This is a genomic window from Pandoraea communis (assembly GCF_902459745.1).
In the GTDB taxonomy this organism is placed as follows: Bacteria; Pseudomonadota; Gammaproteobacteria; order Burkholderiales; family Burkholderiaceae; genus Pandoraea; species Pandoraea communis.
On the sequence record NZ_CABPSJ010000005.1, the window covers coordinates 375,151 to 393,041 of the forward strand.

Sequence of the window (17,891 nt, forward strand, 5' to 3'; positions counted from 1 at the left end):
TCGGTCTGGCTTGCGGCGGGTTTTACAAAAATCCTGGCACCATGAGATTTCCGCATAGTGGTGCTTTTAATCGTACCACTGAAGCGATACCTTGAGCGTCATGAACTGAACGTGGGCCTATTTTCGGAGAAAGAAGGACATGACTGACGCACCAAACTTCAACGAGTACGACCAGCCGATCGGCGCTGCGCTGCCGGATTGGAAGCCGCGAGCGGCGCCGTCGCGTACGCCGATCGAGGGGCGTTACTGCCGGATCGAGCCGATTGACGTGGAGCGTCACGCGAAGGATTTGTACGAGGCATATGCTGGCGCGCCGGACGGCCGCGACTGGACATACATGAGTGGTGGCCCGTTCCCGGACTTCGACAGTTACTACGCGTACGCGACCAAGTTGGCGTCGTCTGCTGATCCGTTGCATTACGCGATCGTTGATCGGGAGACGGGCAAGGCGGTGGGGACGTTTGCGCTTATGCGCATCGACGTGGCGAACGGCGTGATCGAGGTCGGGCATGTGGCGTATTCGCCGTTGCTCAAGCGCACGCGTGTGGGTACGGAGGCGCAATACCTGTTGATGCGCCGAGCATTCGACGAGTTGGGTTATCGCCGATACGAGTGGAAGTGCGATGCTTTGAACGCACCGTCGCGCAGAGCGGCGGCGCGTTACGGTTTCATCTTCGAGGGCATCTTCCGTCAGGCGATTGTGTACCGGGGCCGTAGCCGCGACACGGCGTGGTTCTCGATTATCGATGGCGAATGGCCGGCCATCAGCCGTGGTTTCCAGCAATGGTTATCACCGGAGAACTTCGATGCGCAGGGGCAGCATCGTGCGGGGTTGGCCGCATTGATTTCGGCTGCGAAGGCGTGAGTGCCGGGTAGGGCAACTGCTGCGAGCCGCAGCATCGCATCGCAATGCAAAACGGCCCGCCGGGGGAATCCTCCGGCGGGCCGTTTTGTCATGGGGATGTCGAATCGATCAACCCGGGAAGAACGTGTACTTCAGCACGAACAGGACGGCGATCACCCAGGCGGCCGGGTGAACTTGTTTCGCGCGGCCCGTGAACAGCTTGAGTACGGCATACGAGATGAAGCCGAATGCCAGACCCGTGGCGATCGAGTAGGTGAACGGCATTGCCAGTGCGGTCAATGCGGCCGGGGTGGCTTCCGTGATGTCGTCCCACTCCACGTCGAGCAGTTCGCGCAGCATCAGACCTGCGACATACAGCAGCGCCGGGGCGGCTGCGTAGGCGGGTACCGAACCGGCCAGCGGAGCGATGAACAGTGCGAGGATGAAGAGTGCGGCAATCGTGAGGGCGGTGAGGCCCGTGCGGCCGCCGGCTTGAACGCCCGAGGCGCTTTCCACGTAGGCAGTCGTGCTGCTCGTACCCAGCAGCGAGCCGATGAAAATTGCGATCGAGTCGGCGAAGAGCGCGCGGCCAAGGCCCTTGTAATGCGTACCTTCGAGCAGACCGGCGCGCTTTGCCACGCCCATCAGCGTGCCGGTGGCGTCGAACACTTCCACCAGCACGAACGCGAGAATCACGTGAACGAAGCCTGCGTGCAGTGCGCCTGGAATGTCGAGTTGGAGGAACGTCGGGGCCAGGCTCGGCGGCATGGCGAAGACACCCTGGAACTGGTTCAGGCCCAGGACCATCGAGAGAACCGTCACGGCCAGAATGCCGATCAGGATGGCGCCACGTACGCGCAGGGCGTCGAGCACGGCAATCAGGAAGAAGCCGAAGATCGCGAGCAGCGCTTGCGGCGAGTGGAGATCGCCCAGACCGATTTTCGTCGCCGGGTTCGCCACGACCACGCCGGCGTTACCGAGCGCGATGATCGCGAGGAACAGCCCGATACCGGCCGCAATCGCACATCGCAACGATTTGGGCACCCCGGCAATCAGCCATGAGCGTATGCCTGTTACTGTCAGGATGATGAACAAACACCCTGAGATAAACACCGCGCCCAGCGCTTGTTGCCACGTGTAGCCCATTGCGCCGACGACCGTGAAGGCGAAGAAGGCGTTCAGCCCCATGCCCGGCGCCATGCCGATCGGGTAGTTCGCGACGAACGCCATCACCACCGAGCCGATGGCGGCCGCAAGACAGGTCGCCACAAACACGGCGCTCTTGTCCATGCCGGTCGTGCCGAGGATGTTGGGGTTGACGAAAATGATGTACGACATGGTGAGGAAGGTCGTGAGACCTGCCACCATTTCTGTCCGTACATTGGAGCCATGCTCCTTGAGCTTGAAGAATTTAGTCAGCAACGTGCTCTCCTTGTCACTTTGTTATGCCGTTGTCCGTGTGCAGCGGGGGCGCGCGCATTGTACTGCGAGCGAACCCGTGCAGCCGAGTTTGTCAGAACTTGGTGCGCATGCCCATCCCAAAAGTATTCCCCGCTTCGAGCCCGGACACCTTGTCGTTCAGGTAGGCCACATAGAGATCCGTACGCTTGGAGAGGTGGTAATCGTAGCCGAGCGCCCAGGTGCTTCGGCTCGTGTCGTTCATACCCGAATTCTTCGTATAGGCGAACGAAGCCATCACGCTGCCTCCGCCGAGCGGCACCGACACGCCCAACTGAGCGCCCTTCGACGTCAGGTTGCCGCCGGTAATCGTGTTCTTGATGTACTGATACTGACCGTAGAGCTTGACCGCCTGAAAGTCGTAAGTCAGACCGGCTTGCAGGGCCTGCTGATTGCGAAAGCCGGTGATACCCGCTTGATCGTCGGGCGTTGAATCGAACTTCACCTGTTGATAGGCGAGGGTGGCCGCGAGCGGGCCATGGAAATACATCGCGGCGGCGCTCCACTTGTTCTGGCCCATTTCACCGGCCTTGTTGCCAAAGGCGTACGAGAAGCTGGCGCCGAGCCCCTTGTAATCCGGCGTGGCATACATCACCGCGTTGCTCCACCCCGAATCACCGACGATCCCCTGACCCGCGAGGCCGAGGAACGTGTGATAGACCATCGGGCTAAACGTATACGAGTCCACGAACGGGTTAAACAGAATCGTCGAGACGAAATAGGACGTGGTGAGACGCCCCATCGTCACCGTGCCGAGCGAGTTCGATTGCAGTCCGACATAGGCGTTGCGCGAGAAGAAACTGTCGCCGGTGAAGCGGCCATAGCGTCCGCTCTGCGGCAAGAAGAAATCCTCCAGCGTGAAGATCGCCTTGAGACCGTCGCCTAGATCCTCAGAACCCTTCATGCCCCAGTAAGAAGTGGACATTCCGCCACCGCCTTGCGTCCACGCGCGCTCACCGCCCGGTGCCTTGGCGGCCCCGACCCAGGCGTCGACCTGACCGTAGAGCGATACGTTGGATTGTGCGTGGGCGACGCCCGCTGCGCTACAGACCGCGAGGGCGAGCGCGCCTCGCAGCCAATCTGCTGCCTTGCTCATGAATGTGTCTCCGTCTCGTTTTAGTTTGTGCGTGCCTCTGAACTTCTCTTTTCACCGAAGAGTGCAAGGGGGCACGCCTGAGTCATTGACACACTGACTTCGCTTCGCGAGGGTATCGGTGTTGCTTTGAGGCGTGATTATTATTATCAAGTTGCCTCATATGACATATCACCTGGCTTTGATACTCGGTATTCCGTTGTTGACGGCACAATTCTCGGGTTAACGCCGGTGGTTTGCCCCTTGCACACGGCTGCGGTCTGCCATCGGCGGGGTCCCCGTTTTCGTCGCTCCACGAAATTCGCTTTGGAAAACGGGGACCCCGCCGACGGCCATCTCCATGCCATCGATTCGACGCGACCTCCCCCGGCGCACGCGCTTGCGCAGTCGTTCGCCTTACCGTCACGACGACACCGTCTTCTCATGCGCCCAGGCTCTCGCCGACCGTCCCCACGTGCTTCGCAACTGCTGGGGCCCGATCGTCGAGAGCCTCGTTATCCCCAAAGAACTTCTTCGCCCCCGGTTTGCAGGTGTCGTCGTGAAATACGCGACACGCCCACGTTACCGAGTGTGTTGCAACCTTGTCGGTAGCCACGGCCGTTGCGGACTGGGTGGAGGAGGCACCGGTGTGATGTCGAGGGCCTCGCTGCTCGGGCCCCAGCAGTTGCGAAGCACGTGGGGACGGGCGGCGAGGCCCTTGGCGCATGAGAAGACGGTGTCGTCGTGAAGATGGGGGTGGTGGGGGAAGCGAGGCGGGGAGGGGGATGGGTTGCGACGATGCGAGGGCGTGTTTCGTGCCGTCGGGCCGGTACCCGTTTTCCAAAGCGAATTTCGTGGAGCGACGAAAACGGGTACCGGCCCGGCGGCCGACCGCTGAGGGAAGCGCAGGTCAGCCGTCAGCAACCGGCAAAGCAAATCAACGAACGGCGCGCCAACTGGCGCTATGGGCCTCAAGCCAGTTTTCAGCGAGCTTCGGATCTCCGTGACGGTTCGGATGAAACGAGGGCGCGAGGTACTTGAGCATTGGCCCGGTGCTGCGCCAGACGATGCCGTCCTGGCCGAAGAACATCGTGGTGAATCCCCACCAGGTACGCGGCTTGAAGAGCGTGCCGTCGTGCCAGAGGTTATTGATCGTCTGCGCATGGCTTTCCAGCGCGAACATGAACAGCACATAGAGATAGGTCAGGATGCGCTGACGCTCGCTGCCCCCGAGTGTGCGATACAGATCGAACGCGACGGCCTTGTGCTCGGTTTCTTCGGCCGCATGCCATTGCCACATCAGGCGCATCTTCGGCGCTGCCTTCGCGAGCCAGCGGTCGTAACGAAGTGCGCCATCGCCGAACACGGCCGTGCAGTGCTCGTATGCAGCCGTCACGGCGAGCATATACATCGGCGAGAGCTTGCGGCGGCGAGCCCATTGAATGCGGGCCGTCGCCCAGTTTTCCCAGTGATTGACCAGCCCCTGCCTGGCCAACTGCGCGTTGTACTGGCCATGCAGATGACGATGTGTCGCCTCTTGTCCGATGAACTGCGCGATGTCGGCACGTAACTTGTCGTAGCGGGCATCGTCGGGCAGATGGTCCATCGTGTCGCGCACCGAATCGATGAACGACTGCTCGCCAACCGGGAAGCTCATCGACAGCGCGTTGTAGTACATCGTGCGGTACGCGTCGCCGCTATGCCAATGACGGTCGAAGCCACTGGCGAGGTCGACAGTCAGCTTGCGTACGGTCAGGGCGGAAATGTCGTTGCTCATGGTGTCTCGGCTCTCCGGCGATATTGGCGAATTTGCGGCACTCGCTGAGTGCGGAAGGCTCGCCTTGTCGCCGTCACTTGAGTTTTGTCTTGAATGTGAGCATTATTCATTTTTCAGGCGTCTTGCCGCAACTCGCTTCCCGCTCAGGTTTTTCAACATGTTCACACCCAAGCCGCCCGTTACCCCGAACGCCCCGTCAACCATGAGAAAGCGGCCGATGCAGGCACGCGCGCAACACACCGTCGAGACGATTTTCGAGGCCACTGCTCAGGTTCTGGACGAAGAAGGCGAGGCCGCGCTCACCACCAATCGTATCGCTCGGAAGGCCGGCTTCTCTATCGGCACGCTTTACCAGTACTTCCCGACCAAAGAAGCGATTCTGCTGGCGATGATCGCGCGTGAACGTCGCCGCGTGATGGACGAACTCAATGAACGTATTGCCCGAGCCGCCGAAGAAGGCGCCGACCCCGAGCGTGTGATCCGTGAGCGGCTTCGGGTGCTCATCGAAGCGTTCGGCGCGGGCGGGCGCGTGAAGCGCTCGCTCATCAAGATGGCGTGGCAACTCGATCATCACGAGAACATCATGCAAGCCATGCGCGAGGCAGCCGAACATATCGCCGTCGCCATGTCGCGGCGCGACGCCCCAGAGATGCGTCCGCCCACCGCCGCCACCATCTTCGTGCTCACACGCGCCGTCATGGGCACGCTGCGCTCCGCCGCGCTTGAAGACTCCCCGTTGCTCGGCACGCCCGAGTTTGAAGACGAACTCTACCGGTTATGTTGGGGGCTGCTGCGCGCAGACGGCTAAGGCTCAAAGCGCCGGCCGGTGCTTCCCGTCGCGGTCGTTCGTTCGACGTTCGACGTCCGTCGGCACGTCATGGCGTCTTCTCGCCAGCCGGGCCGGTACCGTGTTCCTGTGCGGTGTACCGGTCGTCGTTACATGGCGTGCACGTCGCCGCTGATCCAGCAGCCGACGGCAGCATCGAGCGGATCGCGCAACGTGACGGTGATGGCGGAGGGATGCCCCATTGCCACCCCCTGGCGCACGACGACGCCACGCTCGCCGGGCGCGAGCCAGCCGTAGCGGCGCGCACCGTAGAGCAGGGCGGCGGCCGCTATGCCGGTCGCCGCATCTTCCGGATAGCCGGAAGCGCGCGGGAACTGACGCGCTTGCAGTACCGGTAACGCACGTCCGTTGCCAACGTCTTCCCGGGCACACGGGTACAGGCCGGTGGACCCGATGGCGTCGCATGTGGCGAGCATCGTCGTAAAGTCGGGTGCCAACGCCTGTAACTGTTCGACGCTGCGTAGCGGCACCAGCGTCTTCACGCGGCTGGTCGCGGCGTTACAGATACCTTCGAGCGCGATGTCGTCAGGTGAGATTCGCAGCGCCGCGCAAATGGCGGCGATGGCGCTGGCATCGATGACCGGTTCGGTGCGCCCGGCCGGCTGGCTCACTTCGATATGCTCGCCATCCGACGCGAGGCGGCCTTCGACCCGTCCGCTGAGCGTCTCAATCGTGACGGGGCTGCCATCCCATCGCCCGGCGCGACGCAACACCCACAACGCCCCCAGCGTCGCGTGTCCACACATCTCCATCTCGTGATTCGGTACAAAGAATCGAAAACGCCAGGCATTGCCCGCGTGTTCTGGAGCCATCACGAACGCGCTCTCGTGGCCATAGTGCGCAGCCACGGCACGCATGTCGTCTGCGGTCATGGCATCCGCATCGAGCACGATGGGCGCCGGATTGCCACCGTTCTCGGCAGCGGGAAACACACTCACCAACGAGACCGTCGCCGGCGTGGGGAGAGAAAGAGCAGTGGGTGACGTCATGGCGATAGGTGACTCGGAAAATGTCTCGGCGGGAGGCCTTGCACGACGTCTCGCTCCATCTCGCGACGGGCATTGCAGTGCACCGCGTGATGCCTCCCGAAAACGTCTAGGTTACGCGCCAAGCCGCCTGGCTGTCAGGTGGCGATGTGACGAATTTTCGATGGCTTTTCAGACACGTCCTTATCGGCATACGCATGTCAGCCTCCGGACGCACCGCGCTGCGCGGCATTGCGACGCTGACATCGATCGCAACGCCGCATTGTGTCAGCTCGCGATAAACGTCGTGTCAACACGACATTTTCGGCGTACGCGGTTTCGGCATGTGGCCAATGGCCGGGCAAGCGTTCGAAATGGAGCGGTGTCCTATGGTTTACAATCCCGTCGGCCTCCCAATGACGAAAGGGGATGGCAGGGTGAGAAACGTCGCCCAACGGCCCGCTGGCCGGGGGCGACGTCCGGAGACAATGCGTCCGGACTTCGCGCGATCGGTTCTCTTATGGCGAGAACCGTGAGGTCTTTCAGAGCAGTCGAGTGGGTAAGGCGGCGTGATCAGTGCGAGTGGTCCGGGGGCAGCGTTGCAGTCGTGATTCTGGCTGCATGAACAGATAAATGAGCAGCCAAGGTTCGAAGTGGAGACCATGAGTACTATCGCTAGCGGAGTCAAACCCAGCGCGCATACGCGCGAGATCGAGGCGCAAGCCTATGCAAAAGCGACCTGGCGTTTGTTGCCTTTCCTTTTCCTGTGTTACGTCGCGGCCTATCTCGACCGCGTGAACGTCGGCTTTGCCAAGTTGCAAATGCTGAACGACCTTCAGTTCAGCGAGACCATCTACGGTCTGGGCGCCGGCATCTTCTTCATCGGTTACTTCTTCTTCGAGGTGCCGAGCAACATCATCATGCATAAGGTCGGTGCGCGCCGCTGGATCGCGCGCATCATGATCTCGTGGGCAGTCCTCTCGGCCGCCACGCTGTTCGTGAAGACACCGACGCAGTTCTATGTCGTGCGCTTCTTCCTCGGCGTGGCCGAGGCAGGCTTCTTCCCCGGCATCGTGCTGTATCTGACCTACTGGTTTCCGGCGCAACGCCGTGGCCGGATGAACGCGCTATTCATGATCGGCATTCCCATTGCGGGCGTGTTCGGCGGGCCGCTCTCGGGCTGGATTCTCGCCGCGTTCAATGGCGTGGGCGGCTGGTCCGCATGGCAGTGGCTGTTCTTCATCGAAGCCATTCCGTCGGTGATTCTCGGTGTCGTGACGCTGATGTATCTGCCGAACGGCATTCGTGCCGCGTCCTGGCTGACGGAAGACGAAAAGGCGGTTCTCGAGCACAACATTGCGCAAGACAGTGCGGGCAAGGTTCAGCATTCGGTCACATCAGTGTTCGCGAACGGTCGCGTGTGGCTGATGGCCGTGATCTACTTCTGCTGCATGATGGGGCTCTACGGCATCGGCTTCTACCTGCCGACGCTGATCAAGGCCAGCGGCGTGAAAAGCGCACTCGACGTCGGCCTGCTCACCGCCATTCCGTACGCCTGTGCCGTGCTCAGCATGATGGGTGTCGCACGTAGCTCGGACCGCACGCGTGAGCGTCGTTGGCATTTTGCCGTGGTGTCGTTCGCCGGTGCCGTGGGCTTGTACCTGAGCACCGTCTGGGGCAACAATGTGCCGCTCGCGATGGTTGCACTCTCGGTCGGCACGGCGGGCATGCTTGCCACGATGCCGGTGTTCTGGACCTACCCGAGCGCGCTCCTTGTCGGCGGCTCAGCGGCCGCAGCTATCGGCATGATCAACTCGATCGGCAACCTCGCCGGCTTCGTGAGCCCCTTCGTCATCGGCTGGCTCAAGGACGTGACGCACAGCACCAACGCGGGCATGTACTGCGTATCGGCGGCACTGGCCATCGGCGCTGTGCTCGCACTCACGCAATCGAAGGAACAGGTCAATCGCTAACGCATTGATCCGGTGGGGCGAAGGGCGGCATCGCCCGCTTTCGCACCACCTGCGTGAAGTCAACAAAAAAGCTGGCCTAGGCCAGCTTTTTTGTTGGATGCTGCGGTGTTCCCGGGCGGTCCTCACAGACCGCCCGCATCGCATGCTTTCCCGTCTTACGCCTTCGTGGCGCTTTCCAGTGCCGCGTTGAACGTCTTGCTCGGACGCATGACCTGATCGAGCTTCTCGAAGTCCGGCTTGTAGTAGCCGCCGATGTCCGTCGGCTTGCCCTGCACGCTGGCGAATTCGCTCGCGATGGTCTTCTCGTTCTCGGTCAGTTGCTTGGCGAGCGAGGTGAAGGCCTTGGCCAGTTCGGCGTCGTCCTTCTGCTCGGCCAGCTCCTGCGCCCAGTACATTGCCAGATAGAACTGGCTGCCGCGGTTGTCCAGCTCGCCGGTCTTCGGCGACGGACTCTTGTTGTTGTCGAGCAGCTTGCCGGTAGCGGCGTCCAGCGTCTTGGCGAGGATCTTGGCGCGTTGGTTGCCCGTCTTGATGCCCAGGTCTTCCAGCGAGACGGCCAATGCCAGGAATTCACCCAGCGAATCCCAGCGCAGGTGGTTCTCTTCCACCAACTGCTTCACATGCTTCGGTGCCGAGCCACCGGCACCCGTTTCGTACATGCCGCCACCGGCCATGAGCGGCACGATCGACAGCATCTTGGCGCTGGTGCCGAGTTCCATGATCGGGAACAGGTCGGTCAGGTAATCGCGCAGAATGTTGCCGGTCACCGAGATGGTGTCCAGCCCGCGGATCACGCGCTCGAGCGTGTAACGCATGGCGCGCACTTGCGACATGATCTGGATGTCGAGGCCGTTGGTGTCGTAATCCTTCAGGTACGTCTCGACCTTCTTGATCAGTTCGGCTTCGTGCGGACGGTACGGGTCGAGCCAGAACACGGCCGGCATGCCCGAGTTGCGCACGCGGTTCACGGCGAGCTTCACCCAGTCACGGATCGGTGCGTCCTTGACCTGGCACATACGCCAGATGTCGCCGGCTTCCACGTTCTGCGAGAGCAGCACTTCGCCCGTGGCGATGTCGACGATGTTCGCCACACCGTCTTCGGCAATTTCGAACGTCTTGTCGTGCGAGCCGTACTCTTCTGCCTTCTGAGCCATCAGGCCCACGTTCGGCACCGTACCCATCGTGGTCGGGTCGAAGTTGCCGTTCGTCTTGCAGAAGTTGATGATTTCCTGATAAATGCGGGCGAACGTGCTTTCCGGGATCACGGCCTTCGTGTCCTTCGGACGGCCGTCGGCGCCCCACATCTTGCCGCCGATGCGGATCATGGCGGGCATCGAGGCATCGACGATCACGTCGTTCGGTGCGTGCAGGTTCGAGATGCCCTTGGCCGAGTCGACCATCGCCAGTTCCGGACGGTGCTCGTGGCAGGCGTGCAGATCGCGGATGATCTCTTCTCGCTGCGAGCTGGGCAGCGCTTCGATCTTCTCGTACAGGTTCACGAGACCGTTGTTGACGTTCACGCCCAGTTCGTCGAACAGCTTGCCGTGCTTTTCGAAGGCTTCCTTATAGAAGATCTTCACGGCGTGACCGAACACGATCGGGTGCGAGACCTTCATCATGGTGGCCTTCACGTGCAGCGAGAACATCACGCCGGTCTTGCGCGCGTCTTCCATCTGCTCTTCGTAGAAGTCGCACAGCGCCTTCTTGCTCATGAACATGCTGTCGATGATTTCGCCGTCGAGCAGCGAGACCTTCGGCTTCAGAACGATCGTCTTGCCGCTCTTGGTGACGAGTTCCATCTTGACGTCGCGGGCGCGGTCGAGCGTCATCGACTTTTCGCCGTGGTAGAAGTCGCCATGCTTCATGTGCGCAACGTGCGTGCGCGAAGCCATGCTCCACTCGCCCATGCTGTGCGGGTGCTTTCTGGCGTAGTTCTTGACGGCGAGCGGGGCGCGACGATCCGAGTTGCCTTCGCGCAGCACCGGGTTCACGGCCGAGCCGAGGCACTTCGAGTAGCGCTTCTGAATAGCCTTGTCTTCGTCGGTCTTCGGATCTTCCGGATAGTCCGGGATCTTGTAGCCCTTCGATTGCAGTTCCTTCACGGCGCTCTGGAGCTGGAACACCGATGCGCTGATGTTCGGCAGCTTGATGATGTTCGTGTCCGGTTCTTGCGTCAGACGGCCCAGCTCGGCGAGGTTATCCGGCACGCGCTGTTCTTCCGTCAGGAATTCGGGGAACTCGCCGAGGATACGGGCCGAGACCGAAATGTCGCTCGTCTCGACCGACACGCCCGCCGGTGCCGTGAACGTACGAATGATCGGGAGGAAGGAACTGGTGGCCAGAAGCGGTGCTTCGTCGGTCAGGGTGTAGATGATGCTGGGTTGCTGCGTACTCATCGCTGGTCTCGGATTCAAGAAGCAGGGAAAGGTGGGGGAACGCCGCTGACTGAGATGCCAGTCCGCTAGCCATGACAAATTTCCCCGATTGTGACACGGGTCGGGGGCAAAACTGAAATGCCTTTTCGTAATGTGAATGCTTGGGTCTTATATAAGACTGCCTCTGTAGGCCCCATAACTTCGTGCAAAATCCCGCAACGTGCGGCGAGGCGTGGATCAGGGGGTGTGTTGATGGGGGACGATGGGAAGATAAATGTTAATTAATTTAATATTTTCATAGAAATAATCTATTGAAAAGGGTGCGCCGAAGTCGAGTTCACTGGGCGAACCCTGAGCGAATGCCGTGGACGTGCCTCCGGATTCCCCGCTTGCCATGCCTATATCGTTGCGCTTTAATGGCGCTCACGCACCGGCCCTGGGACGCCGCGCGTTCACTGCCGTTGCTGCAATGAAAACAGGTAGGCGCGCGACAGTGAGATTCGGCTGTACAAAGTAAAACCAATAAATAGACCAGCAAGAGGCTACCGGTGCGGCCGGAGTCTCGTCGTATCGGGGATTCTTGGCATGTCCGTTCTATCGTTTCGCTGGCGCGCGTTCGTTGCGGCGGCGTTTTCCGTTGTTCTCGCCGGCGGGGCATACGCTTCCGAAGGCGCTGTAGTCGACGCTCGTTCCTTTGCTCAGCCAGGCTCGTCAAATTCGTCAGATTCGCCCGATGCAAAAGATCAGGCGCTTCAACAGGCGCGCGCATTGATGCAGGCGAAGTCGCCCGATGCGGCCTACGCGGTGCTCGCTCCGCTGGAGGATCGTCTGGCCGGGGATTCGGCGTATGACTATCTGCTTGGCATCGCTGCGGCGGATAGCCGTCATCTCGAGGTTGCCGAACGAGCGTTGAAGCGCAGTGCTGCGGCGCGTCCCGATGACGGGCCCACGCATCTCGAGCTTGCCAGAACCTATTTCCTGCTGGGGCAACGCGAGAATGCGCGGCGCGAATTCGAGAGCGTGGCCGCAGGCGATGTGCCGGAAGGGGTGCGCCCCGTCATTCAGGCTTATCTGAACGCGATCAATGCGCCGGCGGGCGTGCGCACCGCGTGGTCGGGATACGTGCAAGGCAATTTCGGACGCGACACCAACGCCAACAACGCGACGACCAACTCGTCGATTGCCATTCCGTCGCTCGGCGGTCTGGTGTTCGTTCTCGACGGCAGCGCCCGCGGCACGCCCGCGAATTTTGGCGATGTGAGCGGTGGGTTGTCGGTGCGTCATGCCGTGACGGAGAACCTCGTGGTGTCGGGCGGTGCCGACATTGATATTCGCCGATATGGCGGCAACGCCCGGGGGTTCGATCAGGGCAGCTATATGTTCCAGCTTGGGGCGAACTGGCTATCCGGTGCAAACAACTTCGGCCTGCAATATGCCAATCAGCACATGTGGCTGGACGCGGAGAGCTATCGCAATCTGAACGGTTTCACGGCGCAGTGGACGCGAGATCTGGGTGACAGCCTTCAGGCTGCGGCGTTCGCGCAGTACACGCCGCTGCGCTATATGGGAACAGACGCGCGCGATGTGAACCGCGCGTTGGGCGGCGCCTCCATCGTCAAGGGATTCACGTCGGTGTATGGCGAGCCGGTGGTGTTTGCGTCGATGTATGCGGGACGTGAGAGTCCCAAGGACAACAATGCTGCGGCGTTCGGCAATCACCTGTGGGGCGGACGCTTCGGTGGCGAATGGCATGCGATGCCTAATCAGGTGCTGTTTGCGAACGTGAGCTTCGAGCGGCGCAACTACGACACGCTCGACAGCATGTTTCTCGTCGAGCGCCGCGACCGCCAGCTAGATGTGCGAGCGGGCTATTCGTATTTCGTGACGAAGGCATTTTCAGTCACACCGCAATACAGCTTCACTCGCAACCGTTCCAGTCTGACGCTGTATGACTATCACCGCAGCGTTTATGAAGTTGTGGCGCGTTATGACTTCCGCTGACACTTCGCGGGTGCGTGCCCGGTCTGTTTCCGACTTCGATATGTTGCCTTGCCGTCCTGATATGGAGCGAAAAATGACGTTGCGCAAACCGATACTGACCCGGGGGGTGTCTCGCGACGCCTTCCGGCGTGTGGCGGCACTTCTGAGTGCAATGCCGTGCTTGATGGTGGCCGGGATTTCGCCAGCCGCCGCTCAGACCGCGATCCCGGATTTCGGCCGCTTCGCGCAACCCTCGGCACCGGGGAGTACTGTGCCTAGCGGCGCCGGTGGTAGTTTCACACAACTGAATCCGGGGCTTTATGTTCAGGTGCTGGACGGCTTGATCAACGTGACGAATCCTGGTGGCACGCAGCAGTTCGTTGCGGGACAGTTCGGCTTCACGCCGCAGCTCGCCACGCCGCCGGTCTTCATGCCCGTGAATCCTGGGCTGACGTTCACGCCGCCGTCCGTTTTTCGGGATCCGCCGCCTAATGTCGTGACGGCAGTCATTCCCCCTGTCGTGATACCGCCGGCCGCGCTGCCCAGCGTGCTGGCAAGTGGTTCGGGCTATTACCTGATGAACTGGGGCTCGGACGGTCTTGGTAATCTTGGCTCGGGAACGGCGACGTTCAATGTGTTGAACTGGCTGACCAACTTCACGGGATCGACCATGCCGTTCGCCGTGAATTCGACGTTGACGGCGATTGAGGTCGGCAAGCTCGACGACCTCGGTTGGGGGAGATGGACGTCGGGGAGTGTGTCCGATCACAACGTGGCGTTCGATCTGTCGACGTGGCGCTCAGGCATGCCATACCTCGTGGGGCGCCCGACGCTGGATGCCAATCTGCCGGTGTCGGGCACGATGACCTACGCGCTCGCCGGCGCAACGAAAGCTGTCGACATGACGACGGGCGCGGTTGGCACGCTATCGGGGGCGCTCAGCATTGCGTTTCAGAATGGGCAGTACAACGTCACGCCTAATTTGAATATTGCGATGCCCGGACAGACCTACGTGACGGGATCGGGGATCACGAGAGTCGGCCCGGATGGCGCACGGGGTACGTTCACCACCATGACACAGAACGTGACTGGTGGCGCGTGCGCGGGCAGCGCCTGCACGTTTTCGACGCAGGGCATGCTCACGGGCGCGGCGGCGAACAACGCGGGGATCGTTTATTCGCTGACGGGACCGGAGACGCGAGTGATCGGTGCAGCGGGGTTCAAGCGCTGATGATGGGGTGAGGCGATAGAGGCGTGCGGTGCGTCTGAAACCGTTGCACCGCTGGATATGCTGTCTGTTCGCCTATGAAAAATTGGTCCCGACCGGCAGAAGTCAGTATTAAAACAAGGGCTTGAGAGTGCCAGCCCAGGTTCGCCGATCGTCTCAAGACAACCCGTCACGCCATCTCGACTGATTACGCTGAACCGGTCTTCTCGCGCACCGGCTTCGCGGACGCCAGCGGCAGACCATCGATGCTCACCTGCAGGCCGTCCTGCCAGCCCGGAACCGGTGAGCGCAGCGTAAGGACCGAACCTGCGCCGCGGACAATCGCGTCGACGATCGCCAGACCAAGCCCGCTGCCTGTGGCGGTAGTCGCGCCGCGCTCGAACGGTTTCGTCAGGCGCTCAAGTTCATCGTCCGGCAGCACGGGTCCTTGATTCCTTACCCTGAGCGTACCGGCGACCGACAGCACAATCTCCACCGGTTTCCCGGGCGCACCGTGTTTGAGTGCATTTTCAACCAGATTGCGCACGACGATGGCGAATGCGTCCGGATCGATCCACGACGGTACGGGCTGGTCGGGCACGTCGAGCTGGATCGGCTGCGCCGATGCAACGCGCCGAAAATCCTCGACGACAAGCTCCAGCACCGGGCGCAGATCCTGCGGCGCGTCCCCGAGCACGCGTCCATTTTCGGCCTTCGCGAGTTGCATGAGCCTTTCGCTGACCCGCGACAAAGTGTGCAGGGCTCTCTCGACATGCTGTACGCGTTCCCGCGTGGCGGCGGAAGGCATTTCGGCCATGAGGCGCTGCGTCTGCGCGAGGGCTGCGGCAATTGGCGTGCGCAACTCGTGCGCGCTATTGGCAGTGAAGCTGCGCTCCGCAGCCAGCGCGCGGTCCAGGCGAGCCATCAGGTCGTTGACCGCGTCGGCGACCGGCGCGACCTCCGTCGGCAGTTCCTTCTTTTCGAGTGGGGTCAGGTCGTTCTGGCCGCGTGCAGCGATGCTGTCGCAGAAGCGCCGGATTGGCCGTAGCCCGGTGCGGACAATCAGCCAGATGCCGCACAGGCCGACCGGCAGAAACAGGATGAGGACCCTGGCGACCGCGAGCGCGGCCTCAATCACTGCATGCCGGCGCGTGGCGAGCGGCTCGGCGATCATCAGGGAGATCGTGCCCTGCAAGCCCGGTTCGGCGTAAATCCGGTGCGACGCCGTGGAAGTGAAACCTGCTTTCAGGTCAGGCGGGAAGATGGCGAGATCGGCGTCGTGCGATTGCAGCAGGAGCTTGCCACTGTCATCGCGAACCGCGTAGGTCAGCAATTCGTCGTGCGGGCGAACGGCTGCGATACGGCGGCTGCCATCGTCATCGCCATCCGAATCGCGCCCGACGATATCCATGATGGCGAGCGGCAACAGGCGCTGCGCCGTTTCCTGCAACGCACTGTCCGACATCTGATCGACTTCGTGGCGCAGCACGTAGAATGAAGCGGCCGCAGCCGCGAGCGATAGCACCGCGAGCCCTGCAACCAGTGCTGCCGCCAGTCGACTTTGCAGGCTGCGCAGCATGGTCAGTCCAGTTTCAGCCGATAGCCGAGCCCACGCAAGGTCTCGATGACATCGGCACCGAGCTTCTTGCGCAGCCGGCTCATATGTACCTCGATGGCGTTGCTGCCAATTTCCTCGTTGAAGGAATAAAGGCGATCCTCCAGCCGGCTCCTTGATACGATCATCCCCGGATGCCGGATCAGGGCTTCGAGAAGCGCCCATTCACTGGCGGTCAGGTCGATGCGCGCGGCACCCCGCATCACGCTGCGTCCCGCCGTATCGATACGCAGTTCGCCGAGATTGACCAGGGGATTCGGATTGCCCGAATACCGGCGCGACACCGCGCTCACCCGCGCGGAAAGCTCGGACAGGTCGAATGGTTTGACGAGATAGTCATCCGCGCCGGCGTTCAGGCCGTCGATACGATTCGACACCTGGTCGAGCGCTGTCAGGATGATGACGGGCACGGTCGATCCACTCGCACGAAGCTGTCGCAGGAAGTCGAGCCCCCTGCCATCGGGAAGCAGCAGATCGAGCAGGACCAGATCGTAGTTGGCGGCCGCGAGGTGTCGGCGTGCTTCGGCGAGGTTGGTGACGAAGTCGGTCGGATGTCCGTCTTTCTCGATCTGGTCGCGAACGGCCTCCCCGAGCCAAGGCTCATCCTCGATGAGAAGGACTCTCATTAAGATCTCCCTGATGGGTGTCTCGCGTGACTTTGCCATGCGAACCTGTCGCGAACATGACGGAAATTTCCTGTGTCCGCAAGCTTGGCTTCAGGTTTGGGGTGCATTGTGGCGTCTAAGGATGGGAACGGGAGATGTTAGTTATGAAACACCTGCGAATAGCCAGACGCCTGGTGCTCACGATGTTTGTCCTTGTCGGCGCTGTCGGCATCCACTATCCCGCACAGGCGCACGACAGCGACGATTGCGAGGCCCCGGTCAACGCCTGGAAGCCGCGTGATGCCGTCCGGACGATGGCGCAGCAAAAGGGGTGGCAGATCGACAGGCTCAGGATCGACGACGGTTGCTACGAGGTCAAGGGGCGTGATGCCGATGGCCGGCGTTTCAAGGCAAAACTTGATCCTGTCACCCTCGATGTCGTCCGCATGAAGCGTGAAGACGACGACCACGACGGAGCACGCGGACGCCTGCCGGATGCGAATTCTGGCAAGCCACCGGCTGACGCACCCTCCGAAGGTTTGCTGAAGCCCGGCACGAAGCCCCGGGTCCAGATCCGCTGACCCTTTATCGCCGATGCACCGCGTACCTCATCGGCGTTGGCCCTGCTGAAGCAGCGGCAGGCCAATGCGATGGGTGCGATGCCCCCCTTTTGCCTAAATCAGGAGAATCCAGATGAAACACGCATTCCCGATTGCCGTGCTTGCCGGTGCGCTTGCTGCTCCTTCACTTGCATCCGCGCGTCAGGTTTCGTTCGAAACGCAACTGTCGAACTATGGGGGAGATGGCGCTTACGTTGCCATGTATGTCACCGATCGCACCGGACGGTATCAGGGCACGCTGTGGGTGGCGGGGCGGAAAGCCAAGTACTACCGACACCTGCGCGACTGGTATCGCGCCACAGGCGGCACCGCAAAGGTGGACGGCATTACGGGCGCCAGCGTCGGCGCAGGCAAGACGCTGCGTGCGACGCTGGATCTTTCCGACACGCTGCTCGACGCCGGATATGAGGTCCACATCGACACCGCGGTCGAGGACATGAAGGAGTACCCATCCGAGGTCGTCGTGCCGTTGACCACCTCGGGCGCAAACAAGACGGTCAAGGGGAGCGGCTATGTGAAGTCGTTCCGCTATTCCCTGTAGCCAGGGGCAGGC

The 17,891-nt window shown here is 61.6% G+C and carries 14 protein-coding genes; 7 read left to right on the forward strand and 7 right to left on the reverse strand.

Annotated elements, in window-relative coordinates; translation table 11 throughout:
• Positions 1 to 139 precede the first annotated feature (139 nt).
• Positions 140 to 865, forward strand: coding sequence for a GNAT family N-acetyltransferase (locus PCO31110_RS19625; RefSeq protein WP_150691197.1), 726 nt, complete (start codon positions 140 to 142; stop codon positions 863 to 865).
• A gap of 108 nt (positions 866 to 973) precedes the next feature.
• Here PCO31110_RS19625 and PCO31110_RS19630 read toward each other — a convergent pair whose 3' ends face one another.
• From PCO31110_RS19630 to PCO31110_RS19640, 3 genes are all read right to left on the reverse strand, one after another.
• A complete protein-coding gene (locus PCO31110_RS19630; protein WP_010805923.1) occupies positions 974 to 2,266 on the reverse strand; it encodes an NCS2 family permease in 1,293 nt (430 codons plus the stop codon).
• Positions 2,267 to 2,357: 91 nt separating this feature from the next.
• On the reverse strand, positions 2,358 to 3,398 hold the full coding sequence (locus PCO31110_RS19635) for a porin (protein ID WP_150691198.1): 1,041 nt from the start codon (positions 3,396 to 3,398) through the stop codon (positions 2,358 to 2,360).
• A gap of 913 nt (positions 3,399 to 4,311) precedes the next feature.
• On the reverse strand, positions 4,312 to 5,151 hold the full coding sequence (locus PCO31110_RS19640) for a metal-dependent hydrolase (protein WP_150691199.1): 840 nt from the start codon (positions 5,149 to 5,151) through the stop codon (positions 4,312 to 4,314).
• 202 nt (positions 5,152 to 5,353) lie between these two features.
• Here PCO31110_RS19640 and PCO31110_RS19645 point away from each other — a divergent pair, with 202 nt between their 5' ends.
• Positions 5,354 to 5,959: a TetR/AcrR family transcriptional regulator gene (locus PCO31110_RS19645; protein ID WP_051126306.1), complete on the forward strand. Its 606-nt coding sequence runs from the start codon at positions 5,354 to 5,356 to the stop codon at positions 5,957 to 5,959.
• Between the two features lie 128 nt (positions 5,960 to 6,087).
• Here PCO31110_RS19645 and PCO31110_RS19650 read toward each other — a convergent pair whose 3' ends face one another.
• On the reverse strand, positions 6,088 to 6,987 hold the full coding sequence (locus tag PCO31110_RS19650; protein ID WP_150691200.1) for a PhzF family phenazine biosynthesis protein: 900 nt from the start codon (positions 6,985 to 6,987) through the stop codon (positions 6,088 to 6,090).
• A 638-nt stretch (positions 6,988 to 7,625) separates the two neighbouring features.
• On the opposite strand from PCO31110_RS19650, the gene PCO31110_RS19655 reads away from it, so the two are divergent.
• The gene (locus tag PCO31110_RS19655; RefSeq protein ID WP_150691201.1) at positions 7,626 to 8,936 is read left to right on the forward strand and encodes an MFS transporter; all 1,311 of its coding nucleotides are present in this window, start codon (positions 7,626 to 7,628) and stop codon (positions 8,934 to 8,936) included.
• Between the two features lie 155 nt (positions 8,937 to 9,091).
• Here the strand turns inward: PCO31110_RS19655 and PCO31110_RS19660 are convergent, their stop codons facing one another.
• On the reverse strand, positions 9,092 to 11,332 hold the full coding sequence (locus PCO31110_RS19660; protein ID WP_010805928.1) for an NADP-dependent isocitrate dehydrogenase: 2,241 nt from the start codon (positions 11,330 to 11,332) through the stop codon (positions 9,092 to 9,094).
• Between the two features lie 564 nt (positions 11,333 to 11,896).
• Here PCO31110_RS19660 and PCO31110_RS19665 point away from each other — a divergent pair.
• Positions 11,897 to 13,312, forward strand: a complete 1,416-nt coding sequence (locus PCO31110_RS19665) for a surface lipoprotein assembly modifier (protein ID WP_150691202.1) — start codon at positions 11,897 to 11,899, stop codon at positions 13,310 to 13,312.
• A gap of 73 nt (positions 13,313 to 13,385) precedes the next feature.
• Positions 13,386 to 14,522 carry a hypothetical protein gene (locus PCO31110_RS25745; protein WP_010805930.1) on the forward strand — a complete coding sequence of 379 codons (1,137 nt, stop codon included), beginning with the start codon at positions 13,386 to 13,388 and terminating at the stop codon, positions 14,520 to 14,522.
• A gap of 184 nt (positions 14,523 to 14,706) precedes the next feature.
• Here the strand turns inward: PCO31110_RS25745 and PCO31110_RS19675 are convergent, their stop codons facing one another.
• Together PCO31110_RS19675 and PCO31110_RS19680 are read right to left on the reverse strand one after the other, a co-directional pair.
• A complete protein-coding gene (locus PCO31110_RS19675; RefSeq protein ID WP_150691203.1) occupies positions 14,707 to 16,077 on the reverse strand; it encodes a sensor histidine kinase in 1,371 nt (456 codons plus the stop codon).
• 2 nt (positions 16,078 to 16,079) lie between these two features.
• On the reverse strand, positions 16,080 to 16,739 hold the full coding sequence (locus PCO31110_RS19680; protein WP_010805932.1) for a response regulator: 660 nt from the start codon (positions 16,737 to 16,739) through the stop codon (positions 16,080 to 16,082).
• 134 nt (positions 16,740 to 16,873) lie between these two features.
• On the opposite strand from PCO31110_RS19680, the gene PCO31110_RS19685 reads away from it, so the two are divergent.
• The gene (locus tag PCO31110_RS19685; protein WP_150691204.1) at positions 16,874 to 17,299 is read left to right on the forward strand and encodes a PepSY domain-containing protein; all 426 of its coding nucleotides are present in this window, start codon (positions 16,874 to 16,876) and stop codon (positions 17,297 to 17,299) included.
• A gap of 112 nt (positions 17,300 to 17,411) precedes the next feature.
• Complete coding sequence (locus PCO31110_RS19690; RefSeq protein ID WP_010805934.1) at positions 17,412 to 17,879, forward strand: DUF2271 domain-containing protein; 468 nt, start codon at positions 17,412 to 17,414, stop codon at positions 17,877 to 17,879.
• Positions 17,880 to 17,891: the final 12 nt, after the last annotated feature.

Bases quoted from the DNA above. Each gene is read 5' to 3' on its own strand.
- PCO31110_RS19685 (WP_150691204.1), top strand. From the start codon at position 16,874: ATGTTAGTTATGAAACACCTGCGAATAGCCAGACGCCTGGTGCTCACG.
- PCO31110_RS25745 (WP_010805930.1), top strand. From the start codon at position 13,386: ATGACGTTGCGCAAACCGATACTGACCCGGGGGGTGTCTCGCGACGCC.
- PCO31110_RS19640 (WP_150691199.1), bottom strand. From the start codon at position 5,151: ATGAGCAACGACATTTCCGCCCTGACCGTACGCAAGCTGACTGTCGAC.
- PCO31110_RS19655 (WP_150691201.1), top strand. From the start codon at position 7,626: ATGAGTACTATCGCTAGCGGAGTCAAACCCAGCGCGCATACGCGCGAG.
- PCO31110_RS19635 (WP_150691198.1), bottom strand. From the start codon at position 3,398: ATGAGCAAGGCAGCAGATTGGCTGCGAGGCGCGCTCGCCCTCGCGGTC.
- PCO31110_RS19675 (WP_150691203.1), bottom strand. From the start codon at position 16,077: ATGCTGCGCAGCCTGCAAAGTCGACTGGCGGCAGCACTGGTTGCAGGG.
- PCO31110_RS19650 (WP_150691200.1), bottom strand. From the start codon at position 6,987: ATGACGTCACCCACTGCTCTTTCTCTCCCCACGCCGGCGACGGTCTCG.
- PCO31110_RS19660 (WP_010805928.1), bottom strand. From the start codon at position 11,332: ATGAGTACGCAGCAACCCAGCATCATCTACACCCTGACCGACGAAGCA.
- PCO31110_RS19625 (WP_150691197.1), top strand. From the start codon at position 140: ATGACTGACGCACCAAACTTCAACGAGTACGACCAGCCGATCGGCGCT.
- PCO31110_RS19690 (WP_010805934.1), top strand. From the start codon at position 17,412: ATGAAACACGCATTCCCGATTGCCGTGCTTGCCGGTGCGCTTGCTGCT.
- PCO31110_RS19645 (WP_051126306.1), top strand. From the start codon at position 5,354: ATGAGAAAGCGGCCGATGCAGGCACGCGCGCAACACACCGTCGAGACG.
- PCO31110_RS19680 (WP_010805932.1), bottom strand. From the start codon at position 16,739: ATGAGAGTCCTTCTCATCGAGGATGAGCCTTGGCTCGGGGAGGCCGTT.
- PCO31110_RS19665 (WP_150691202.1), top strand. From the start codon at position 11,897: ATGTCCGTTCTATCGTTTCGCTGGCGCGCGTTCGTTGCGGCGGCGTTT.